The following is a 16,515-nucleotide window of genomic DNA, read 5'->3' on the forward strand; positions in this document are numbered from 1 at the left end:
CCGGGATTGCAAAGGGGGCGGCGGCGAGCCCCCTTTGCACGTTCGCATGAGGAAAGCGTCCATATAAAAAAGACGTAATGGCGAACGGAACGCATTCACCACCCTGATATATTTACCCTGCCTCACCGGTCTTCTTACTTTCTGTGATGGCGGGTGCGCTTCGCTTACCCGCCCTACGATTGAGGCTCTCTCACGGGATGTAGGGTGGGTAAGCGAAGCGCACCCACCGCCCCATAAAACCCCGCAAAATGCCCTTCTCAGCGGCTTTTACGCAACTTTACCGCCTTCAACACCACAAATTTATTGTTGGTCGCGACGGTCGTGCAGTTACCGAAAATCTTCTTCAGCTTGCGGAAATAATCGAGATGGCGATTGCCGACGATGCGCAGCTCGCCGCCCCATTTCAGGCAGCGGCGGGCGTCCTGGAACATCTGCCAGGCGATATGATCGGTAATCGCGTGCTGCTGATGGAACGGCGGGTTGCAAAGCACCGCGTGAAAGCTTTCCGGCTCCACGCCCGTCAGCGCGTTATTCACCTGAAACTCGCAGCGCTCCATCGCCTCCGGCAGATTGGTTTCAACGTTCAGACGGCTCGAAGCCACCGCCATATAAGACTCGTCGACAAACCGTACCTTCGCCTGCGGGTTTTGCGCCAGCAGCGTCAGGCCGATCACGCCATTGCCGCAGCCGAGATCCACCATCTCGCCTTCCACCGCTTCCGGCAGGTGCTGCATAAAGAAGCGCGCGCCGATGTCGAGACTCGTGCGGGAAAACACGCTGGCGTGGTTGTGAATCGTCCACGGCGTGCCGTCGAGCTTCCAGCTTAAGGTTTCAGGCGCGTCGGCAAGCGCCGGGGCGCTGAAGGCGCAGTGAATCAGGCGCGCCTTTTTCCAGGCGAGCGTCGTGGTGGTCGGCCCTAAAATTTTCTCAAAAAGCGTAAGCGTTGAGGTGTGAATATCGCGCGCTTTGGCACCGGCGATAATGCGCGTCTGCGGCGTTACTACTTTTCGCAGCGCGCGCAGCTGCTGCTCCAGCAGCGCGAGCTGTTTCGGGATTTTCATCAGCACCAGCTCGGGTGCGTCGGGCAGCGGGCTAAGGCTGTCCTGCATCGTCACGAGAGAGTCGTCGATATCGTTCAGGCGCAGGTTGTGGCGCGTGGCCTGATGGGCGATGAACGAATCGTTAACGCTGACCGGACGTACATCCGCCAGCGCACAGGCGAGCGCGCCGAAACTGTCGTTGAAAATCAGTACCGGGCCGGAGGGCTGTTCGACCTGTTGCAGCAGGTATTCATCCGCTGCCTCCCAGGCCTGCAGCGGCGTCTCTTCCGGCATTGGCGGAAAACGCTGCAGCGTCAGTGTTTGATTAAGTAACTCCACCTGGCTCATCGGCCCTCCCGAATGGTAAAATCCGCGCGTTTTATCCCTTAATTACACCCCTGAGTAAACCTTTTTTTCACCCGCTGAGGCCGTGATGACCACACTGACGTATCTCCAGGGCTACCCGGAATCGCTGCTTGTCCAGGTGCGCACGCTGATTGACCAGAACCGCCTCGGCGACGTCCTTGAGAAGCGCTATCCGCACAAGCATCTGATAACCACCGATAAAGCGCTTTATGACTATGCGCAGGCGCTGAAAAACCGCTATCTGCGCAGCGCCCCGCCGCTCAATAAAGTGGCCTATGACAATAAAATCCATGTGATGAAGCACGCGCTCGGGCTGCATACCGCAATCTCCCGCGTGCAGGGCGGCAAGCTGAAAGCCAAAGCGGAAATTCGCGTCGCCACGGTGTTTCGCCAGGCACCGGAAGATTTCCTGCGGATGATCGTGGTGCATGAGCTGGCGCATATTAAAGAAAAGGAACACAACAAAGCCTTTTATCAGCTGTGCTGCCATATGGAACCGCAGTATCATCAGCTCGAATTCGACACCCGCCTGTGGCTGACCCAGCTTGCGCTGGCGCAAAGCGGCGGGCAGACGGCTTAACCTCAGCTTTTGCAAGGACGCAACGTGAAATTTTCCACTCGCTCAAAACGCGGCTTAACTCTCGCCGCCGTGATTATCCTGACTGGCGCGTTGCTGTCGGCGATGGCCATTATCGGTGCCGACCGCGCGGTCACACACGCCGCGGCTGGCCGGTTGTATGACACGGTCGACAATATTCCTGCCCGCAAAGTGGGGCTGGTGCTCGGCGCACGCCCTGACAACCGCTTCTTCAACCGCCGTATCGAGGCCGCCGCCGGGCTTTATCACGCCGGGAAAGTCTCCTGGCTGCTGGTGAGCGGCGATAACAGCCGTACGGATTACGATGAGCCGACGGCAATGGCCGAAGCGCTTAACCGCCACGGCGTACCCGCCGCCGCCATTTTCTGTGACTACGCGGGGTTTTCAACGCTCGATTCCGTCGTGCGCGCACGAGAAGTGTTTCAGGAAAACCGGATTACCATTATCTCGCAGGCGTTTCACAATCAGCGCGCCATTTACCTGGCGCAACATTATGGCATCGACGCCATCGGGTTTAACGCTGAAGATCCGGCCTTGCGCCATACGCAATATACGCTCTTGCGAGAACGGTTCGCCCGCGTACGGGCGCTGCTTGATGCCCGTTGGCTTCGCCGCGAACCGCACTTTCTTGGGCCTCAGGTAGCCATAGGTCCGAAAGACGCGCCGCGCGGCTGCAATATTTACGCTCCCACACCATAACAATCTGCGCCCGCGCGCACTGGTTTTGTCATTTTCGCGTGTTACTCTGAAAAGATATTCACTGTCGGAGAAGACACGCCTTTATGATACGTTTCGCCGTTGTTGGAACGAACTGGATAACGCGCCAGTTTGTCGATGCCGCCCACGAGACGGGCAAATTTACCCTGACCGCGATCTACTCCCGAAGCCTTGAACAGGCGCAGGCGTTCGCGAGCGACTACCCGGTGGAGCATCTCTTCACGTCACTGGAGGCGCTGGCCGAAAGCGACGCCATCGACGCGGTCTATATCGCAAGCCCCAACGCCCTGCACTTTTCCCAGTCCTGCCTGTTTATGAACCATAAAAAGCATGTGATTTGCGAAAAGCCGCTGGCCTCTAACCTGCGCGAAGTGGAAGCGGCGATCGCCTGCGCGCGTGAAAATCAGGTAGTCCTGTTCGAGGCGTTTAAAACTGCCAGCCTGCCGAATTTCATCGCGCTGCAACAGGCGCTGCCGAAAGTGGGCACGCTTCGCAAAGTGCTGTTTAACTACTGCCAGTATTCGTCGCGCTACCCGCGTTACCTGAACGGCGAAAACCCAAATACGTTTAACCCGGCGTTCTCCAACGGCTCGATTATGGACATCGGCTTTTATACGCTCGCCAGCGCCGTTGCGCTGTGGGGCGAGCCACATGAAGTGAAAGCCACCGCCAGCCTGCTGGCAAGCGGCGTGGACGCGCACGGCGTGGTTGAGATGAATTATGGCGATTTCGACGTCACGCTGCTGCACTCCAAAGTGAGCGACTCTGCGCTTCCGAGCGAAATTCAGGGCGAGGCGGGCTCGCTGGTGATTGAAAAGCTCTCCGAGTGCCAGCGCATCACGTTCATCCCGCGCGGCGGCAAACCGCAGGAGCTGACGCTGCCGCAGCACATCAATACGATGCTCTATGAAGCGGACACCTTTGCGCGCCTGGTCGAGGCAAACGAAGTGAATCATCCGGGCATCGCGGTCAGCCGTACGACAGCGAAATTGCTCACCGAGATCCGCGCCCAGACGGGCGTGAAATTCCCGGCAGATGATGTGAGCACGCCGCTTCCGGCGTAAAGCTTTGTAAAAGCGCCACGGTGAGTCATTGACCGCATAAATGCTTTGTAATAGTTTGTTACTTGCAAAGGGGAGTAACTTCTAACGCCGACGGTCGTCATTACGATGCCATGCATCCGGTCGTCGGGCAGTCAGCCTGTTATCTACATGATAACGCGGCGGCTGTAAGTGAGACCTTGCCGGAAGGCGAGGTCTGTGCGGTGCTCTTAAGCAAAGCGGCTGACGTCTTCTGACGTTAGCCGTTTTTGTTTAGAGGATTTCGCTTATGAATACTGTCGGCACTCCCTTGCTGTGGGGCGGCTTCGCCGTCATCGTGGTGATTATGCTGGCTATCGACCTTCTGCTTCAGGGGCGACGCGGCGCGCACGCGATGACCATGAAGCAGGCGGCCGCCTGGTCCATCGTCTGGGTTTCGTTGTCCCTGCTGTTTAACGCGGCCTTCTGGTGGTATCTCACCGGCACCGCCGGGCGTGAAGTGGCGGATACCCAGGCGCTCGCCTTCCTGACCGGTTATCTCATCGAAAAAGCGCTCGCGGTCGATAACGTCTTCGTCTGGCTGATGCTCTTTAGCTATTTCGCCGTACCGCCGGCGCTCCAGCGCCGGGTACTGATTTACGGCGTGCTGGGCGCTATCGTGCTGCGCACCATTATGATTTTCGCCGGTAGCTGGCTTATTACGCAGTTTGAATGGCTGCTGTATGTGTTCGGCGCGTTCCTGCTCTTTACAGGCGTGAAGATGGCGCTCGCGAAAGAAGATGAAGGCGGGATCGGCGATAAACCGCTGGTGCGCTGGCTGCGCGGGCATCTGCGCATGACGGACAGCATCGAGAGCGAGCACTTTTTCGTGCGTAAAAACGGCCTGCTGTACGCCACCCCGCTGCTGCTGGTGCTGATTATGGTGGAGCTGAGCGACGTGATTTTCGCGGTGGACAGCATCCCGGCGATTTTCGCCGTCACCACCGACCCGTTTATCGTGCTGACCTCTAACCTCTTCGCGATCCTCGGTCTGCGCGCCATGTACTTCCTGCTGGCGGGCGTGGCGGAGCGTTTCTCGATGCTGAAATATGGGCTGTCGGTGATCCTGGTGTTTATCGGTATCAAGATGCTGATTGTCGATTTCTATCATATTCCAATCGCCATTTCGCTTGGCGTGGTCGGCGGCATTCTGGTGATAACGCTGGTCATTAACGCCTGGGTTAACCACCGCAACGATAAGAGAAAGCTGGCGGAATAAGGATTTTGCCGTCATGGCTTTGACGTCGTCCGTGCTCCTGCGGACGGCGTTTTTTTATGGGTTATTCGCTCCCCGCGCTTTTGCAACGCGCCCGATGACGGAATTGCCGATATTGTCACAATAACGTTAAGAGATAGTTAAAAAACGGGAGCAATTCAGAAAATCCAGCACTATCCCCTTTCTCCGCGTAGCCAAATCCTTATACTCATCTGTGCAAACTTTTGTTACATCCTGACGCAACGTGGCACAGAACATGGCGCGGGATGCAACCACATCACTTCTGAAGGAAATAGTATGACTACGCAATCTCAGGGCGGCGGCCTGCTACACCGCCTGGCACAGGGCAGTCTGGTAAAACAGATTCTGGTGGGACTGGTGCTCGGTATTCTGCTGGCCTGGCTTTCCAAACCCGCGGCTATCGCGGTCGGGCTGCTCGGCACGCTGTTCGTCGGCGCGCTGAAAGCCGTGGCGCCGGTACTGGTGCTGATGCTGGTAATGGCCTCTATCGCCAACCATAAACACGGGCAGAAAACCAATATCCGCCCCATTCTCTGGCTCTATCTGCTGGGCACGTTTTCCGCAGCGCTGACCGCCGTGCTGTTCAGCTTTCTCTTTCCTTCCACGCTGCATCTGGTTGCAGGCGCGACGGATATTACGCCGCCGACCGGCATTGTCGGCGTGCTGCGCGACCTGCTGCTCAGCATGGTCGCGAACCCGATTGATGCGCTGTTGAAAGGCAATTACATTGGCATTCTGGTCTGGGCTGTGGGTCTCGGTTTCGCGCTGCGTCACGGCAACGACACCACCAAAAATCTGGTGAATGATATGTCGGATGCCGTCACCTTTATGGTGAAGCTGGTGATCCGCTTCGCGCCCATCGGGATTTTCGGTCTGGTCGCGTCCACCCTCGCCACTACCGGTTTCGATACCCTGTGGGGCTACGCGCAACTGCTGGTCGTGCTGGTCGGTTGTATGCTGCTGGTGGCGCTGGTGATAAACCCGCTGATTGTGTTTGCGAAAATCCGTCGTAACCCGTACCCGCTGGTGTTCGCCTGCCTGCGCGAAAGCGGCGTGACCGCGTTCTTTACCCGCAGCTCGGCGGCGAATATCCCGGTCAATATGGCGCTGTGCGAGAAGCTGAATCTGGACCGCGATACGTACTCGGTGTCTATCCCGCTCGGTGCGACCATCAACATGGCGGGTGCTGCGATCACCATTACGGTGCTGACGCTGGCGGCGGTGCATACGCTCGGGATCGCGGTGGATGTGCCGACCGCGCTGCTGCTGAGCGTGGTGGCGTCGCTGTGCGCCTGCGGCGCGTCGGGTGTGGCGGGCGGTTCGCTGCTGCTGATTCCGCTCGCGTGCAATATGTTCGGTATCCCGAACGATATCGCCATGCAGGTGGTGGCGGTGGGCTTTATCATCGGCGTGTTGCAGGACTCCTGCGAAACCGCGCTGAATTCCTCCACCGACGTGCTCTTCACCGCAGCGGCGTGCCAGGCGGAAGATGCGCGTCTTGCGAGCCACGCGCTGCGTAACTAATCCCTCTTCGGCGGTCTGCGGGCCGCCGTTTTTTATCGCTTCTGTACTATCTCTTTTTCGACCTTAAACGGATCGATGCCGCGTTGTTGCATCCGCCAGAAACGAACAATGTTAAGCCCGTTGATGATGAGAAAACTGCCTTCAATCAGCGTCCCGCCTATCGAGCCAATCCAGAAATTATGCGTGACCCAGCAGGCGGTGGAGCACCACATCACGCAGCGGGTGGTAAGCCCCGTGCAGCGAAACAGCGCCCAGGTGCTGGCGACGGTGCCGATAATCGGTAACAGCTCGATGGCGTGGTGGAGCTTCACCAACCCGAGCGTCAGCGTGAGCACGATAAACAGCGTCATAATCCACAGGCTGCGGGTGCGTAGCGAAATCACCGTGCGCAGCGCGTTGAGCTCCGCGCTCATGCCCGCAGGCGTCGCGCCCATCAGGAAAAAGTGCCCGCCGATGACGGCGCTGTAAAGCGCCAGTTGCAGCTTAAAGCGCCGCTCGTCGCGGTTGAAAAAGGTGGTGATGCCAATCAGAAAGGCGATGACCCCAACGCCCTGGGCCAGCCAATACGCGGTCATAAAGCGTCCCTCTCAAAAAGAAACGGCGCTTCATAAATGAAACGCCGTCTGATGATGACGTTATCCGGGGCCTACAGCGTCACGCCGCTCTTAAAGATGGCCAGCTCGCGGAAATCGTTTTTCTCATTGCAGGTCTGTTTGCCGGAGGCGATTTCCACAATCTTATCGACAAACATTTCCAGCAGTTGCGGCATCGCGGTGCCGTGCAGCAGCTGGCCGGCGTCGAAGTCTATCCAGTGCGGTTTTTTCGCCGCCAGCTCGCTGTTGGTGGCGATTTTCACCGTCGGTACGAAACCGCCGTACGGCGTGCCGCGCCCGGTGCTGAACAGCACCATATGACAGCCCGCGCCCGCCAGCGCGCTGGTGGCGACAGCGTCGTTGCCCGGCGCGCTCAGCAGGTTGAGGCCAGGCGTATGCAGCCGCTCGCCATAGCGCAGCACGTCGACAACCTGGCTTGCGCCCGCTTTCTGCGTGCAGCCGAGCGATTTCTCTTCAAGCGTGGTGATGCCGCCCGCTTTGTTGCCCGGCGACGGGTTTTCGTAAATCGGCTGATTGTGCGCGATAAAGTACTGTTTGAAGTCGTTCACCATGGTGACGGTTTTCTCAAACGTCGCTTCGTCGCGGCAGTGGCTCATCAGAATGCGCTCCGCGCCGAACATCTCCGGCACTTCGGTCAGTACCGTGGTGCCGCCGTTGGCGATGACGTAATCCGAGAAACGGCCAAGCATCGGGTTGGCGGTAATGCCGGAAAGCCCGTCTGAACCGCCGCACTCCAGCCCGAATTTCAGCTCGCTGAGTTTGCCCGGCTCGCGTTTGTCGTGGCGCATGACGTCATAAAGCGCGTGCAGATGCGCAAGCCCCGCTTCCACTTCATCATCCTGGTGCTGGCAAACCATAAAATGTACGCGCGCCGGGTCGAAATCGCCGAGCGTCTCGCGAAACGCGTCCACCTGGTTGTTCTCACAGCCAAGACCAATCACCAGCACCGCCCCGGCGTTCGGGTGGCGCACCATGTTTTGCAGCATGGTGCGGGTGTTGATGTGGTCATCGCCAAGCTGCGAGCAGCCGTAGGTGTGGCTGAAGAGAAACACGCCGTCGGTGCCTTCGGCGTCGTTCGTCTCTTTCAGGAAACGGTTCTGGATCTGGCGCGCGATCCCGTTGACGCAGCCGACGGTCGGCAGGATCCACAGTTCATTACGGATCCCCACCTCGCCGCTGGCGCGACGGTAGATCTGCACCTCGCGATCGCCCATCTGCTCGCCGGTGAATGGCGTTTCGGGTTGATAGCTGTACTCATCCAGATCGCTGAGATTGGTGCGGGTATTGTGGGAGTGAATATGTTCGCCCGGCGCGATATCCGCCAGCGCATGGCCAATCGGCAGGCCATATTTCACCACGTTCTCTCCCTGAGCGATGGCGCGCAGCGCGAACTTATGCCCGCGCGCCACCGGCTGCAACAGCATGACGGACAGCCCGTCAATGGCGATCACCGTGCCTTCAGGCAGATCCGCCAGCGCTACCGCGACGTTATCCTGCGAATGGATCCTGATGTATTGCATATCAACCTCAAAGGGCCTTAGTGGAGTTCAATGGCGAAGTAGTCGCGGGCGTTGTTAAAGCAGATGTTTTTGACCATCTCGCCTAACAGATCGATATCCGCCGGCGCTTCGCCGGCTTCCACCCAGCGGCCAATCATCTGGCACAGAATGCGGCGGAAGTATTCATGACGGGTATAGGAAAGGAAGCTGCGGCTGTCGGTCAGCATCCCCACAAAACGGCTCAGCAGGCCGAGCTGCGCGAGCTGGGTCATCTGACGTTCCATGCCGTCTTTCTGATCGTTAAACCACCAGCCGGAGCCGAACTGCATCTTGCCTGGCATCCCTTCGCCCTGGAAGTTGCCGATCATGGTGCCCAGCACTTCGTTATCGCGCGGGTTCAGGCAGTAGAGAATGGTTTTCGGCAGCAGATTTTCTTCGTTCTGTTTGCTCAGCAGTTTTGAAAGCTCTTCCGCGAGCGGGCGGTCGTTGATGGAGTCGAAACCGACATCCGGCCCCAGCAGTCTGAACTGGCGCTGGTTGTTATTACGCAGCGCGCCGATGTGGTACTGCTGCACCCAGCCGCGACGCGCGTATTCCGCGCCAAGCCAGACCAGCACCGCCGTTTTAAACTGCGCCATTTCATGGCCGCTGAGCGTCTCGCCCGCCAGACGGCGCGACAGAATAGCATCAAGCTCGCTTTCGCTCGCCTCGGCAAACAGCACCACATCCAGCGCGTGATCCGACACTTTACAGCCGTGGGCCGCAAAGTGATCCAGACGTTTAGTGAGCGCCGTTTGCAGATCGCTGAAGCGGCGGATATCGGTATCGGAGACTTCCGCAAGCTTCGCCATGTAATCGGCAAAGGTCGCCTGTTCAATGTTGAACGCTTTGTCCGGGCGCCAGCTCGGCAGCACTTTGACGGTGAAGGCGCTGTCTTTCGCGATGGTCGCGTGGTGTTCCAGAGAATCGATCGGATCGTCGGTGGTGCCCACCATTTTGACATTCATCTGCTGCATGATGCCGCGGGCGCTGAACGCATCCTGCGCCAGCAGATCGTTGCACTGGTTCCAGATCTCATCCGCGGTTTTCGGCGACAGCAGTTTGCCGGTAATGCCAAACGGACGGCGCAGCTCCAGATGTGTCCAGTGGTAGAGCGGGTTGCCGATGGTGTGCGGCACGGTTGCCGCCCACGCGTCAAACTTCTCGCGGTCGCTCGCATCGCCGGTACACAACCGCTCCGGCACGCCGTTAGTGCGCATCGCGCGCCATTTGTAGTGGTCGCCTTTCAACCAGATGTCATACAAGTTTTTGAAACGGTAATTTTCGGCAATCTGCTGCGGCGGTAGGTGGCAGTGATAGTCGAAAATCGGCTGGTCTTTAGCGTAGTCGTGGTACAGACGGCGGGCGAATTCGGTGTCGAGCAGGAAATCTTCGGTCATGAACGGGGTCATTTTATGCTTCCTCTGAGCCAGTATTTCAGATGCGTTAGCATGATGCTGTCAAAGTTATCACACCAATTTCCAGCGACCGAAGCTATTTTCGTGAGTCAGATCAATAAAAGCACACAAATAATCACCCCGTTCCGAAGTAAACGCCGCGCCAGCCCGCGCCACGTCTGGCTTCGTGTCGCCCCTGACGTAACCTTACAAATAAAAATGCTTTTGTGATGGCATTCAACTTTTAAAGCTGTATGACAAGTTATCGTTCTGCCGTCGCAACATATAAACCCACGGAATGTTTTAGAGGGTGTGATTCACCCCATCAGCCGGAACGGATACCGGCCTGTCCCATAAACACGGTATGGCAGGGCGTGGACGGCACCGACAAGACCTCCGGCGCGCCTCCCGTTACTGAATGAGCATCGCGCAAGCCTGGCAACATGCCTGCCTGCGCGGCGAACGATTAAACGATGAGGTTTCCAATGCGTAAAATTAAAGGGTTACGATGGTACATGATTGCGCTGGTGACGCTGGGCACCGTGCTGGGTTACCTGACCCGTAACACCGTAGCGGCCGCAGCGCCCACCCTGATGGAAGAGTTGCACATCTCCACGCAGCAATATTCTTACATTATCGCCGCCTATTCCGCGGCCTATACCGTCATGCAGCCGGTGGCAGGCTACGTGCTGGATATTCTCGGCACGAAAATCGGTTACGCCTTCTTTGCCGTGACATGGGCGGTGTTCTGCGGCGCAACCGCGCTGGCAGGCAGCTGGGGCGGCCTGGCGCTGGCACGCGGCGCCGTGGGTGCTGCGGAAGCGGCGATGATCCCGGCGGGCCTTAAAGCCAGTTCCGAGTGGTTCCCGGCGAAAGAGCGCTCCATCGCGGTGGGCTATTTCAACGTCGGCTCGTCTATCGGTGCCATGATAGCCCCGCCGCTGGTGGTATGGGCTATTGTCATGCATAGCTGGGAACTGGCGTTTATTATTTCCGGCGTGCTGAGCTTCGCCTGGGCGATGGCCTGGCTGATTTTCTACAAACATCCGCGCGACCAGAAAAAACTGACCGAAGAAGAACGCGATTACATTATTGGCGGCCAGGAAGCGCAGCATCAGACCAACAACGGTAAAAAAATGTCGCCGTGGCAGATCCTGCGCACCCGTCAGTTCTGGGGCATCGCGCTGCCGCGCTTTCTGGCGGAACCGGCCTGGGGTACATTTAACGCCTGGATCCCGCTGTTTATGTTCAAAGTGTACGGCTTTAACCTGAAAGAGATCGCGATGTTCGCCTGGATGCCGATGCTGTTTGCGGATCTCGGCTGTATCGTCGGCGGTTATCTGCCACCGCTGTTCCAGCGCTGGTTTGGCGTGAATCTGATCGTTTCCCGTAAAATGGTGGTGACGCTGGGCGCGGTGCTAATGATTGGCCCTGGCATGATTGGCCTGTTCACCAGCCCCTATGTGGCGATTGCCCTGCTGTGCATCGGCGGGTTCGCGCACCAGTCGCTCTCCGGCGCGCTGATTACGCTCTCTTCTGATGTGTTTGGTCGTAATGAAGTGGCGACCGCCAACGGCCTGACTGGTATGGCGGCCTGGACCGCGAGCACGCTGTTCGCCCTGGTGGTCGGCGCGCTGGCCGACACCATTGGCTTCAGCCCGCTGTTCGCTGTGCTGGCCGTGTTCGACCTGCTGGGCGCGCTGGTTATCTGGACGGTGCTGAAAAACAAACCGGCCAGCGAACTGGAACGAGAGACGCGAAGTGGCGCGCCCGTCACACAACACTGATCGCTTATCCTGAAAGCCGCCTGCGGGCGGCTTTTTCATGGGCGTCGAGTGGAGGGCTCCCCCGAAAAGTGGTATAACAAATCTAAGCAGTATCGTGTTCACTGGAGTCATACATGGAAATCGCAGAACCGCGCCGTCTGTATCAACAACTGGCCGCTGAGCTTAAGCAACGCATTGAAGAAGGCGTTTACCAGGTGGGTGAAAAGCTCCCTGCCGAGCGCTTTATCGCCGACGAGAAAAACGTCAGCCGCACGGTCGTGCGTGAAGCCATCATCATGCTGGAAGTCGAAGGCTATGTTGAAGTGCGCAAAGGTTCCGGTATCCATGTCATCGCCAGCCAGGCAAAACATCACGCCCCGGCCCCTGAGCAGGAATATGAATTCGCAAGCTACGGCCCGTTCGAGCTGCTACAGGCCCGCCAGCTTATCGAGAGTAATATCGCTGAGTTCGCCGCCACCCAGGTAACCAAGCAAGACATCATTAAACTGATGGAAATTCAGGAGAAAGCGCGCAACGAGAAATTCTTCCGCGACTCCGAATGGGATTTACAGTTTCACGTGCAGGTCGCACTCGCCACGCAAAACAGCGCGCTTGCCGCGATAGTCGAAAAAATGTGGACCCAGCGCGTGCATAACCCGTACTGGAAAAAACTGCATGAGCATATCGACGCGCGTACCGTCGATAACTGGTGCGACGATCACGACAAAATCCTTAAGGCGCTGATTCGCAAAGATCCACACGGGGCGAAGCTCGCCATGTGGCAGCACCTGGAGAACACCAAACAGATGCTGTTTAACGAAACCAGCGACGACTTTGAATTTAACGCCGACCGCTATCTTTTTGCCGAAAATCCGGTGGTCCATCTCGACGCGGCGGCAAACGGCGGAAAGTAATACTCTTCTTACTGCGAGGGTAAGCAAACCATATATAGTGTCAGCGTGTGTAAATACCCTCGCCAGCCTTATTCCCGGAAAGCAAAATCAACCTTCAACAAAGCACGATTTCTGTGACGCATCAGGCAGAGCTTTGTTACAATTAGACGCATTTCCTGGTGAAAAGTTAGCGCTTGCTTACTTCTCTCATTGCACACGGAGCCGTGCCAGCGCCAGGAACGCACAGAGCGCTGTTGACGTCCTTCATACCGCAGAAATGTCGCAATGCTATCTGTTCTACCCCATTGGCTTTAACCGATGTGCCAGGATCACTGAATGGAACTTTTGACACAATTACTTACTGCGCTCTGGAGCCAGGACTTCGAAACGCTGGCCAACCCCGGCATGATTGGCATGCTCTATTTTGTGCTGTTTATGATCCTGTTTCTGGAAAACGGCCTGCTGCCCGCCGCGTTTCTGCCGGGCGACAGCCTTCTGGTGCTGGTGGGCGTGCTTATCGCCAAAGGCGCGCTGGGGTATCCGCAAACGGTGCTGCTGCTGACCGCGGCCGCAAGCCTCGGCTGCTGGGTAAGCTATATCCAGGGGCGCTGGCTCGGCAATACGCGTATCGTGCAGAACTGGCTTTCGCATCTGCCCGCGCATTATCACCAGCGGGCGCATCACCTGTTTCATAAACATGGCCTGTCCGCGCTGCTGCTGGGCCGCTTTATCGCCTTTGTGCGCACGCTGCTGCCGACCATCGCCGGGCTTTCTGGCCTCAATAACGCCCGTTTCCAGTTCTTTAACTGGATGAGCGGCCTGCTTTGGGTCGTCATTCTCACCACGCTTGGCTATTTACTTGGCAAAACGCCGGTGTTTCTTAAATATGAAGACGCCCTGATGTCCTGTCTGATGCTGCTGCCGGTCGTGCTGCTGGTTATCGGCCTGATAGGATCGCTCGTGGTGTTATGGAAGAAAAAACATGGAAACCGGAGCTAAAGGATGGCTTTCACACGCGCGCTTTCTCGTCGTCTCACGCTAATGCTTTCGGCAGGCGCGCTGCTGGCCGCCATGCTGCTTTGCTGGGCCGCGCTACAAAAACATGAAACCACGCTTGAGATACGCGCGGTGTCGCAGGGTGCGACTATCCCGGATGGTTTTTCCGTCTGGCACCATCTCGATGCCAACGGTATCCGTTTTAAAAGCATTACGCCGCAGGATGACATTCTGCTTATCAAGTTCGATACCAGCGATCAGAGCGAAGCAGCCCGCAAAGTGCTCTATCGCTCGCTGCCGCGCGGTTTTGTTATCGCCCAGCAGGAAGAAAAAAGCCTCACCCCCGCCTGGCTCACTCGCCTGCGTCATGACATTCAGCGCCTGGGTTAACCCTTCCAGGAATCTGAATCTTTTCACGGACTTTGGGGTTTGCGTTATTACTTACTATGCTTGAGTAAGCGCAACCCATTGTTCTGTCCGCGCAACACAACCGGAATCGCGTATCGCCTGTGGCCTTACGCAACACAATGGAAGGTTTAATCATGAATTACCGCACAGTACTGGCCTTAGCCCTTTTTTCCTGGAATGCCGCAGCGCTTGCCGCCTCCCCTTGCGAAGAAAAAGCGCAGGAGATTGAAAAGGAGATCCGCTACGCCGAGCAGCACCATAATCAGGGGCGCATCGACGGGCTGAAAAAAGCGCTAAGTCAGGTACGAGCCAACTGCCGTGACGGCGATGTGCTCGCCGAGCACCGGCAGAAAGTGGCGAAGAAACAGGCGGAAGTGGCCGAGCGCCGCGCCGAATTGCATGAAGCGTCGCAGAAAGGCGATGCCGAAAAAATTGCCAAACGTCGCCACAAGCTCGCAGAAGCCGAGCAAGAGCTTAAGGCGCTGAAAGCTCAAGATTACTGAGCTTATGGATAACCCTCACTTATCAGGAGAGCATTATGTCAAAAGAAAATACCGACCACCTGCGCGCTGAGTTGAAATCGCTTGCCGATACGCTGGAAGAGGTGCTGACCGCCTCCGGGGACAAATCGAAGGAAGAGATGAGCAAACTGCGCAATAAAGCAGAGCGCGCGCTGAAAGACACTCGTTATCATTTAACCGAAACCGGTGATGTGATTGCCAAACAGACCCGCGAAGCGGCGGCGCGTGCCGAAGATTATGTGCGTGAAAATCCGTGGACCGGTGTGGGTATTGGTGCGGCCATTGGCGTCGTGCTGGGCGTGCTCCTGACGCGGCGCTGATTATGACGGAGCCTCGTCACGCGCAAGGGCCGGGTAAAAGCGTTCTCGGCATCGGACAACGTATGGTCAACGTGCTTGTAGAGATGGTGGAAACCCGTTTACGGCTCGCTGTCGTGGAGCTGGAAGAGGAGAAAGCAAATCTCTTTCAGCTGCTGCTGATGACTGGCCTCACGATGCTGTTTGCCGCCTTTGGACTGATGAGTCTGATGGTGCTGCTTATCTGGGCAGTCGATCCGCAGTATCGCCTTAACGTCATGATTGGCACGACCGTCACGCTGTTTGTGCTGGCGCTGATTGGCGGCATCTGGACGCTCAGGAAATCGCGCCAGTCGACGCTGCTGCGTCACACGCGTCATGAGCTGTCTAATGACCGCCAGTTGCTGGAGGACGATAAGTCATGAGTATGAGCAAAGCCGAGCGCGAAAAGCGCAAAGCGCTGCTGCTCAGTCAAATCCAGCAGCAGCGGCTGGATATGGCCGCCAGTCGTCGCGACTGGCTTGCCGCAACCGGCTCTTATGACCGCGGCTGGAACACGTTGCTGAGCCTGCGCTCCTGGGCGCTGGTCGGCAGTAGCGCGATGGCTATCTGGAGCATCAGGAACCCTAACTTCCTGCTGCGCTGGGCTAAACGCGGTTTCGCCGCGTGGAGCACCTGGCGGTTGATTAAAACCACCATGAAACATCCGCTCCCCTGAATGGTTCGCAGTTTCTGGCCACGCTAAACGTAAAACACCCTGCCGCGTTAAAGACGACAGGGTGTTTTATTTTGTGTAGTCATCACAGGCCAGCATGCACAGAGCGACTGGCAAATACCGTTGATTACAGGTAAACCAGAGAGAACGTTGTTGATCCCTGGAAATCCAGCTCATCCGTCACGCTATCCGCAACAGACTTTTCAAAGTAATAGGTGGTATCCATTTTTAAAATAAACGTCTTACCACTTTTAGGCGTCAGCTCATCCTGATTCGCAAAAGAGTAAAGCGTATTAATATGGTTTAAGGCGCGAGCCTTACTCCAGTTCTGCCCATCATTGCCAGAATAAATCAGATTTGCTGCCGCCCCGTCGATCGTTTCTGCGTTTTCATATAACTGATACAAGCCAATCGCTTTATCATCAGCGGTTTTGCCAAAACCGTATGCACCGCTATAATCGGTCACCAGTGAAGCAGGAATGGTACCTTCGTTATTATCGGTAATGGTAAAACCAACCGCCGTGTCTGCAGTACAGGTAATGGTTAAATCCATTTTCTTATGCTGGACAGAAATCGCTTCATAGGCCTTGTCATTATCGGTAGTTGTCATATTACCAATAGGAATATGACCAAGATCAATCACGCCACCATTTTCAAACGTTGGATTACAGGCGGTTAAAGTCAACGTGCCCGTGACTTTTAAATCGACGCTGTCGCTGGCATAGGCATTCATACCAAAAGCCATCATCAGCGCACTGGCTAAGACTAACTTCTTCATTTTTACTCCTTAATAAAATTACAGATAAACCA

Annotated in this window: 18 protein-coding genes; 13 read left to right on the plus strand and 5 right to left on the minus strand. The window is 56.8% G+C overall.

Annotated features, from left to right (window positions below):
• Window positions 1-257: 257 nt before the first annotated feature.
• Window positions 258-1,388, minus strand: coding sequence for a 23S rRNA (guanine(1835)-N(2))-methyltransferase RlmG (rlmG, locus tag CSK29544_RS02265; RefSeq protein ID WP_004385805.1), 1,131 nt, complete (start codon window positions 1,386-1,388; stop codon window positions 258-260).
• 85 nt (window positions 1,389-1,473) lie between these two features.
• On the opposite strand from rlmG, the gene CSK29544_RS02270 reads away from it, so the two are divergent.
• The 5 genes from CSK29544_RS02270 to sstT all read left to right on the plus strand — a co-directional run bounded on the left by CSK29544_RS02270 (window position 1,474) and on the right by sstT (window position 6,561).
• Window positions 1,474-1,986, plus strand: a complete 513-nt coding sequence (locus CSK29544_RS02270; protein WP_007891214.1) for a M48 metallopeptidase family protein — start codon at window positions 1,474-1,476, stop codon at window positions 1,984-1,986.
• A gap of 24 nt (window positions 1,987-2,010) precedes the next feature.
• Window positions 2,011-2,703 carry a SanA/YdcF family protein gene (locus CSK29544_RS02275; RefSeq protein WP_029039667.1) on the plus strand — a complete coding sequence of 231 codons (693 nt, stop codon included), beginning with the start codon at window positions 2,011-2,013 and terminating at the stop codon, window positions 2,701-2,703.
• Between the two features lie 83 nt (window positions 2,704-2,786).
• The gene (locus CSK29544_RS02280; protein ID WP_029039668.1) at window positions 2,787-3,785 is read left to right on the plus strand and encodes a Gfo/Idh/MocA family protein; all 999 of its coding nucleotides are present in this window, start codon (window positions 2,787-2,789) and stop codon (window positions 3,783-3,785) included.
• Window positions 3,786-4,050: 265 nt separating this feature from the next.
• Window positions 4,051-5,019, plus strand: coding sequence for a TerC family protein (locus CSK29544_RS02285; protein ID WP_029039669.1), 969 nt, complete (start codon window positions 4,051-4,053; stop codon window positions 5,017-5,019).
• Between the two features lie 294 nt (window positions 5,020-5,313).
• Window positions 5,314-6,561 (plus strand): serine/threonine transporter SstT, encoded by a 1,248-nt coding sequence (sstT, locus tag CSK29544_RS02290; protein ID WP_004385810.1) that lies wholly within the window; start codon window positions 5,314-5,316, stop codon window positions 6,559-6,561.
• A gap of 32 nt (window positions 6,562-6,593) precedes the next feature.
• Here the strand turns inward: sstT and CSK29544_RS02295 are convergent, their stop codons facing one another.
• From CSK29544_RS02295 to uxaC, 3 genes are all read right to left on the minus strand, one after another.
• The gene (locus CSK29544_RS02295; RefSeq protein ID WP_007891210.1) at window positions 6,594-7,136 is read right to left on the minus strand and encodes a YgjV family protein; all 543 of its coding nucleotides are present in this window, start codon (window positions 7,134-7,136) and stop codon (window positions 6,594-6,596) included.
• A 71-nt stretch (window positions 7,137-7,207) separates the two neighbouring features.
• On the minus strand, window positions 7,208-8,695 hold the full coding sequence (locus CSK29544_RS02300) for a UxaA family hydrolase (RefSeq protein WP_029039670.1): 1,488 nt from the start codon (window positions 8,693-8,695) through the stop codon (window positions 7,208-7,210).
• 17 nt (window positions 8,696-8,712) lie between these two features.
• Window positions 8,713-10,125, minus strand: a complete 1,413-nt coding sequence (gene uxaC / locus CSK29544_RS02305) for a glucuronate isomerase (RefSeq protein WP_007891206.1) — start codon at window positions 10,123-10,125, stop codon at window positions 8,713-8,715.
• Between the two features lie 470 nt (window positions 10,126-10,595).
• On the opposite strand from uxaC, the gene CSK29544_RS02310 reads away from it, so the two are divergent.
• The 8 genes from CSK29544_RS02310 to CSK29544_RS02345 all read left to right on the plus strand — a co-directional run bounded on the left by CSK29544_RS02310 (window position 10,596) and on the right by CSK29544_RS02345 (window position 15,708).
• Entirely contained in the window at window positions 10,596-11,897 is a 1,302-nt protein-coding gene (locus CSK29544_RS02310; protein ID WP_007872954.1) for an MFS transporter, read from the plus strand.
• 113 nt (window positions 11,898-12,010) lie between these two features.
• Window positions 12,011-12,790, plus strand: a complete 780-nt coding sequence (gene exuR, locus CSK29544_RS02315) for a transcriptional regulator ExuR (RefSeq protein ID WP_007891199.1) — start codon at window positions 12,011-12,013, stop codon at window positions 12,788-12,790.
• Window positions 12,791-13,105: 315 nt separating this feature from the next.
• On the plus strand, window positions 13,106-13,768 hold the full coding sequence (yqjA, locus tag CSK29544_RS02320; protein ID WP_004385816.1) for a DedA family general envelope maintenance protein YqjA: 663 nt from the start codon (window positions 13,106-13,108) through the stop codon (window positions 13,766-13,768).
• Between the two features lie 3 nt (window positions 13,769-13,771).
• Entirely contained in the window at window positions 13,772-14,155 is a 384-nt protein-coding gene (gene mzrA / locus CSK29544_RS02325; RefSeq protein ID WP_004385817.1) for an EnvZ/OmpR regulon moderator MzrA, read from the plus strand.
• Window positions 14,156-14,307: 152 nt separating this feature from the next.
• On the plus strand, window positions 14,308-14,676 hold the full coding sequence (locus CSK29544_RS02330) for a DUF1090 domain-containing protein (RefSeq protein ID WP_007854187.1): 369 nt from the start codon (window positions 14,308-14,310) through the stop codon (window positions 14,674-14,676).
• Window positions 14,677-14,711: 35 nt separating this feature from the next.
• Window positions 14,712-15,014, plus strand: coding sequence for an ElaB/YgaM/YqjD family protein (locus CSK29544_RS02335; protein WP_004385819.1), 303 nt, complete (start codon window positions 14,712-14,714; stop codon window positions 15,012-15,014).
• A 2-nt stretch (window positions 15,015-15,016) separates the two neighbouring features.
• Entirely contained in the window at window positions 15,017-15,415 is a 399-nt protein-coding gene (locus tag CSK29544_RS02340; RefSeq protein WP_029039671.1) for a phage holin family protein, read from the plus strand.
• Complete coding sequence (locus tag CSK29544_RS02345; RefSeq protein ID WP_007872947.1) at window positions 15,412-15,708, plus strand: YqjK-like family protein; 297 nt, start codon at window positions 15,412-15,414, stop codon at window positions 15,706-15,708. Before CSK29544_RS02340 ends, CSK29544_RS02345 begins: the two co-directional genes overlap by 4 nt.
• A 124-nt stretch (window positions 15,709-15,832) precedes the next feature.
• Here CSK29544_RS02345 and CSK29544_RS02350 read toward each other — a convergent pair whose 3' ends face one another.
• Complete coding sequence (locus tag CSK29544_RS02350; RefSeq protein ID WP_007891172.1) at window positions 15,833-16,483, minus strand: DUF1120 domain-containing protein; 651 nt, start codon at window positions 16,481-16,483, stop codon at window positions 15,833-15,835.
• Window positions 16,484-16,515 lie beyond the last annotated feature (32 nt).

It is taken from the genome of Cronobacter sakazakii (assembly GCF_000982825.1).
Lineage (GTDB): Bacteria > Pseudomonadota > Gammaproteobacteria > Enterobacterales > Enterobacteriaceae > Cronobacter > Cronobacter sakazakii.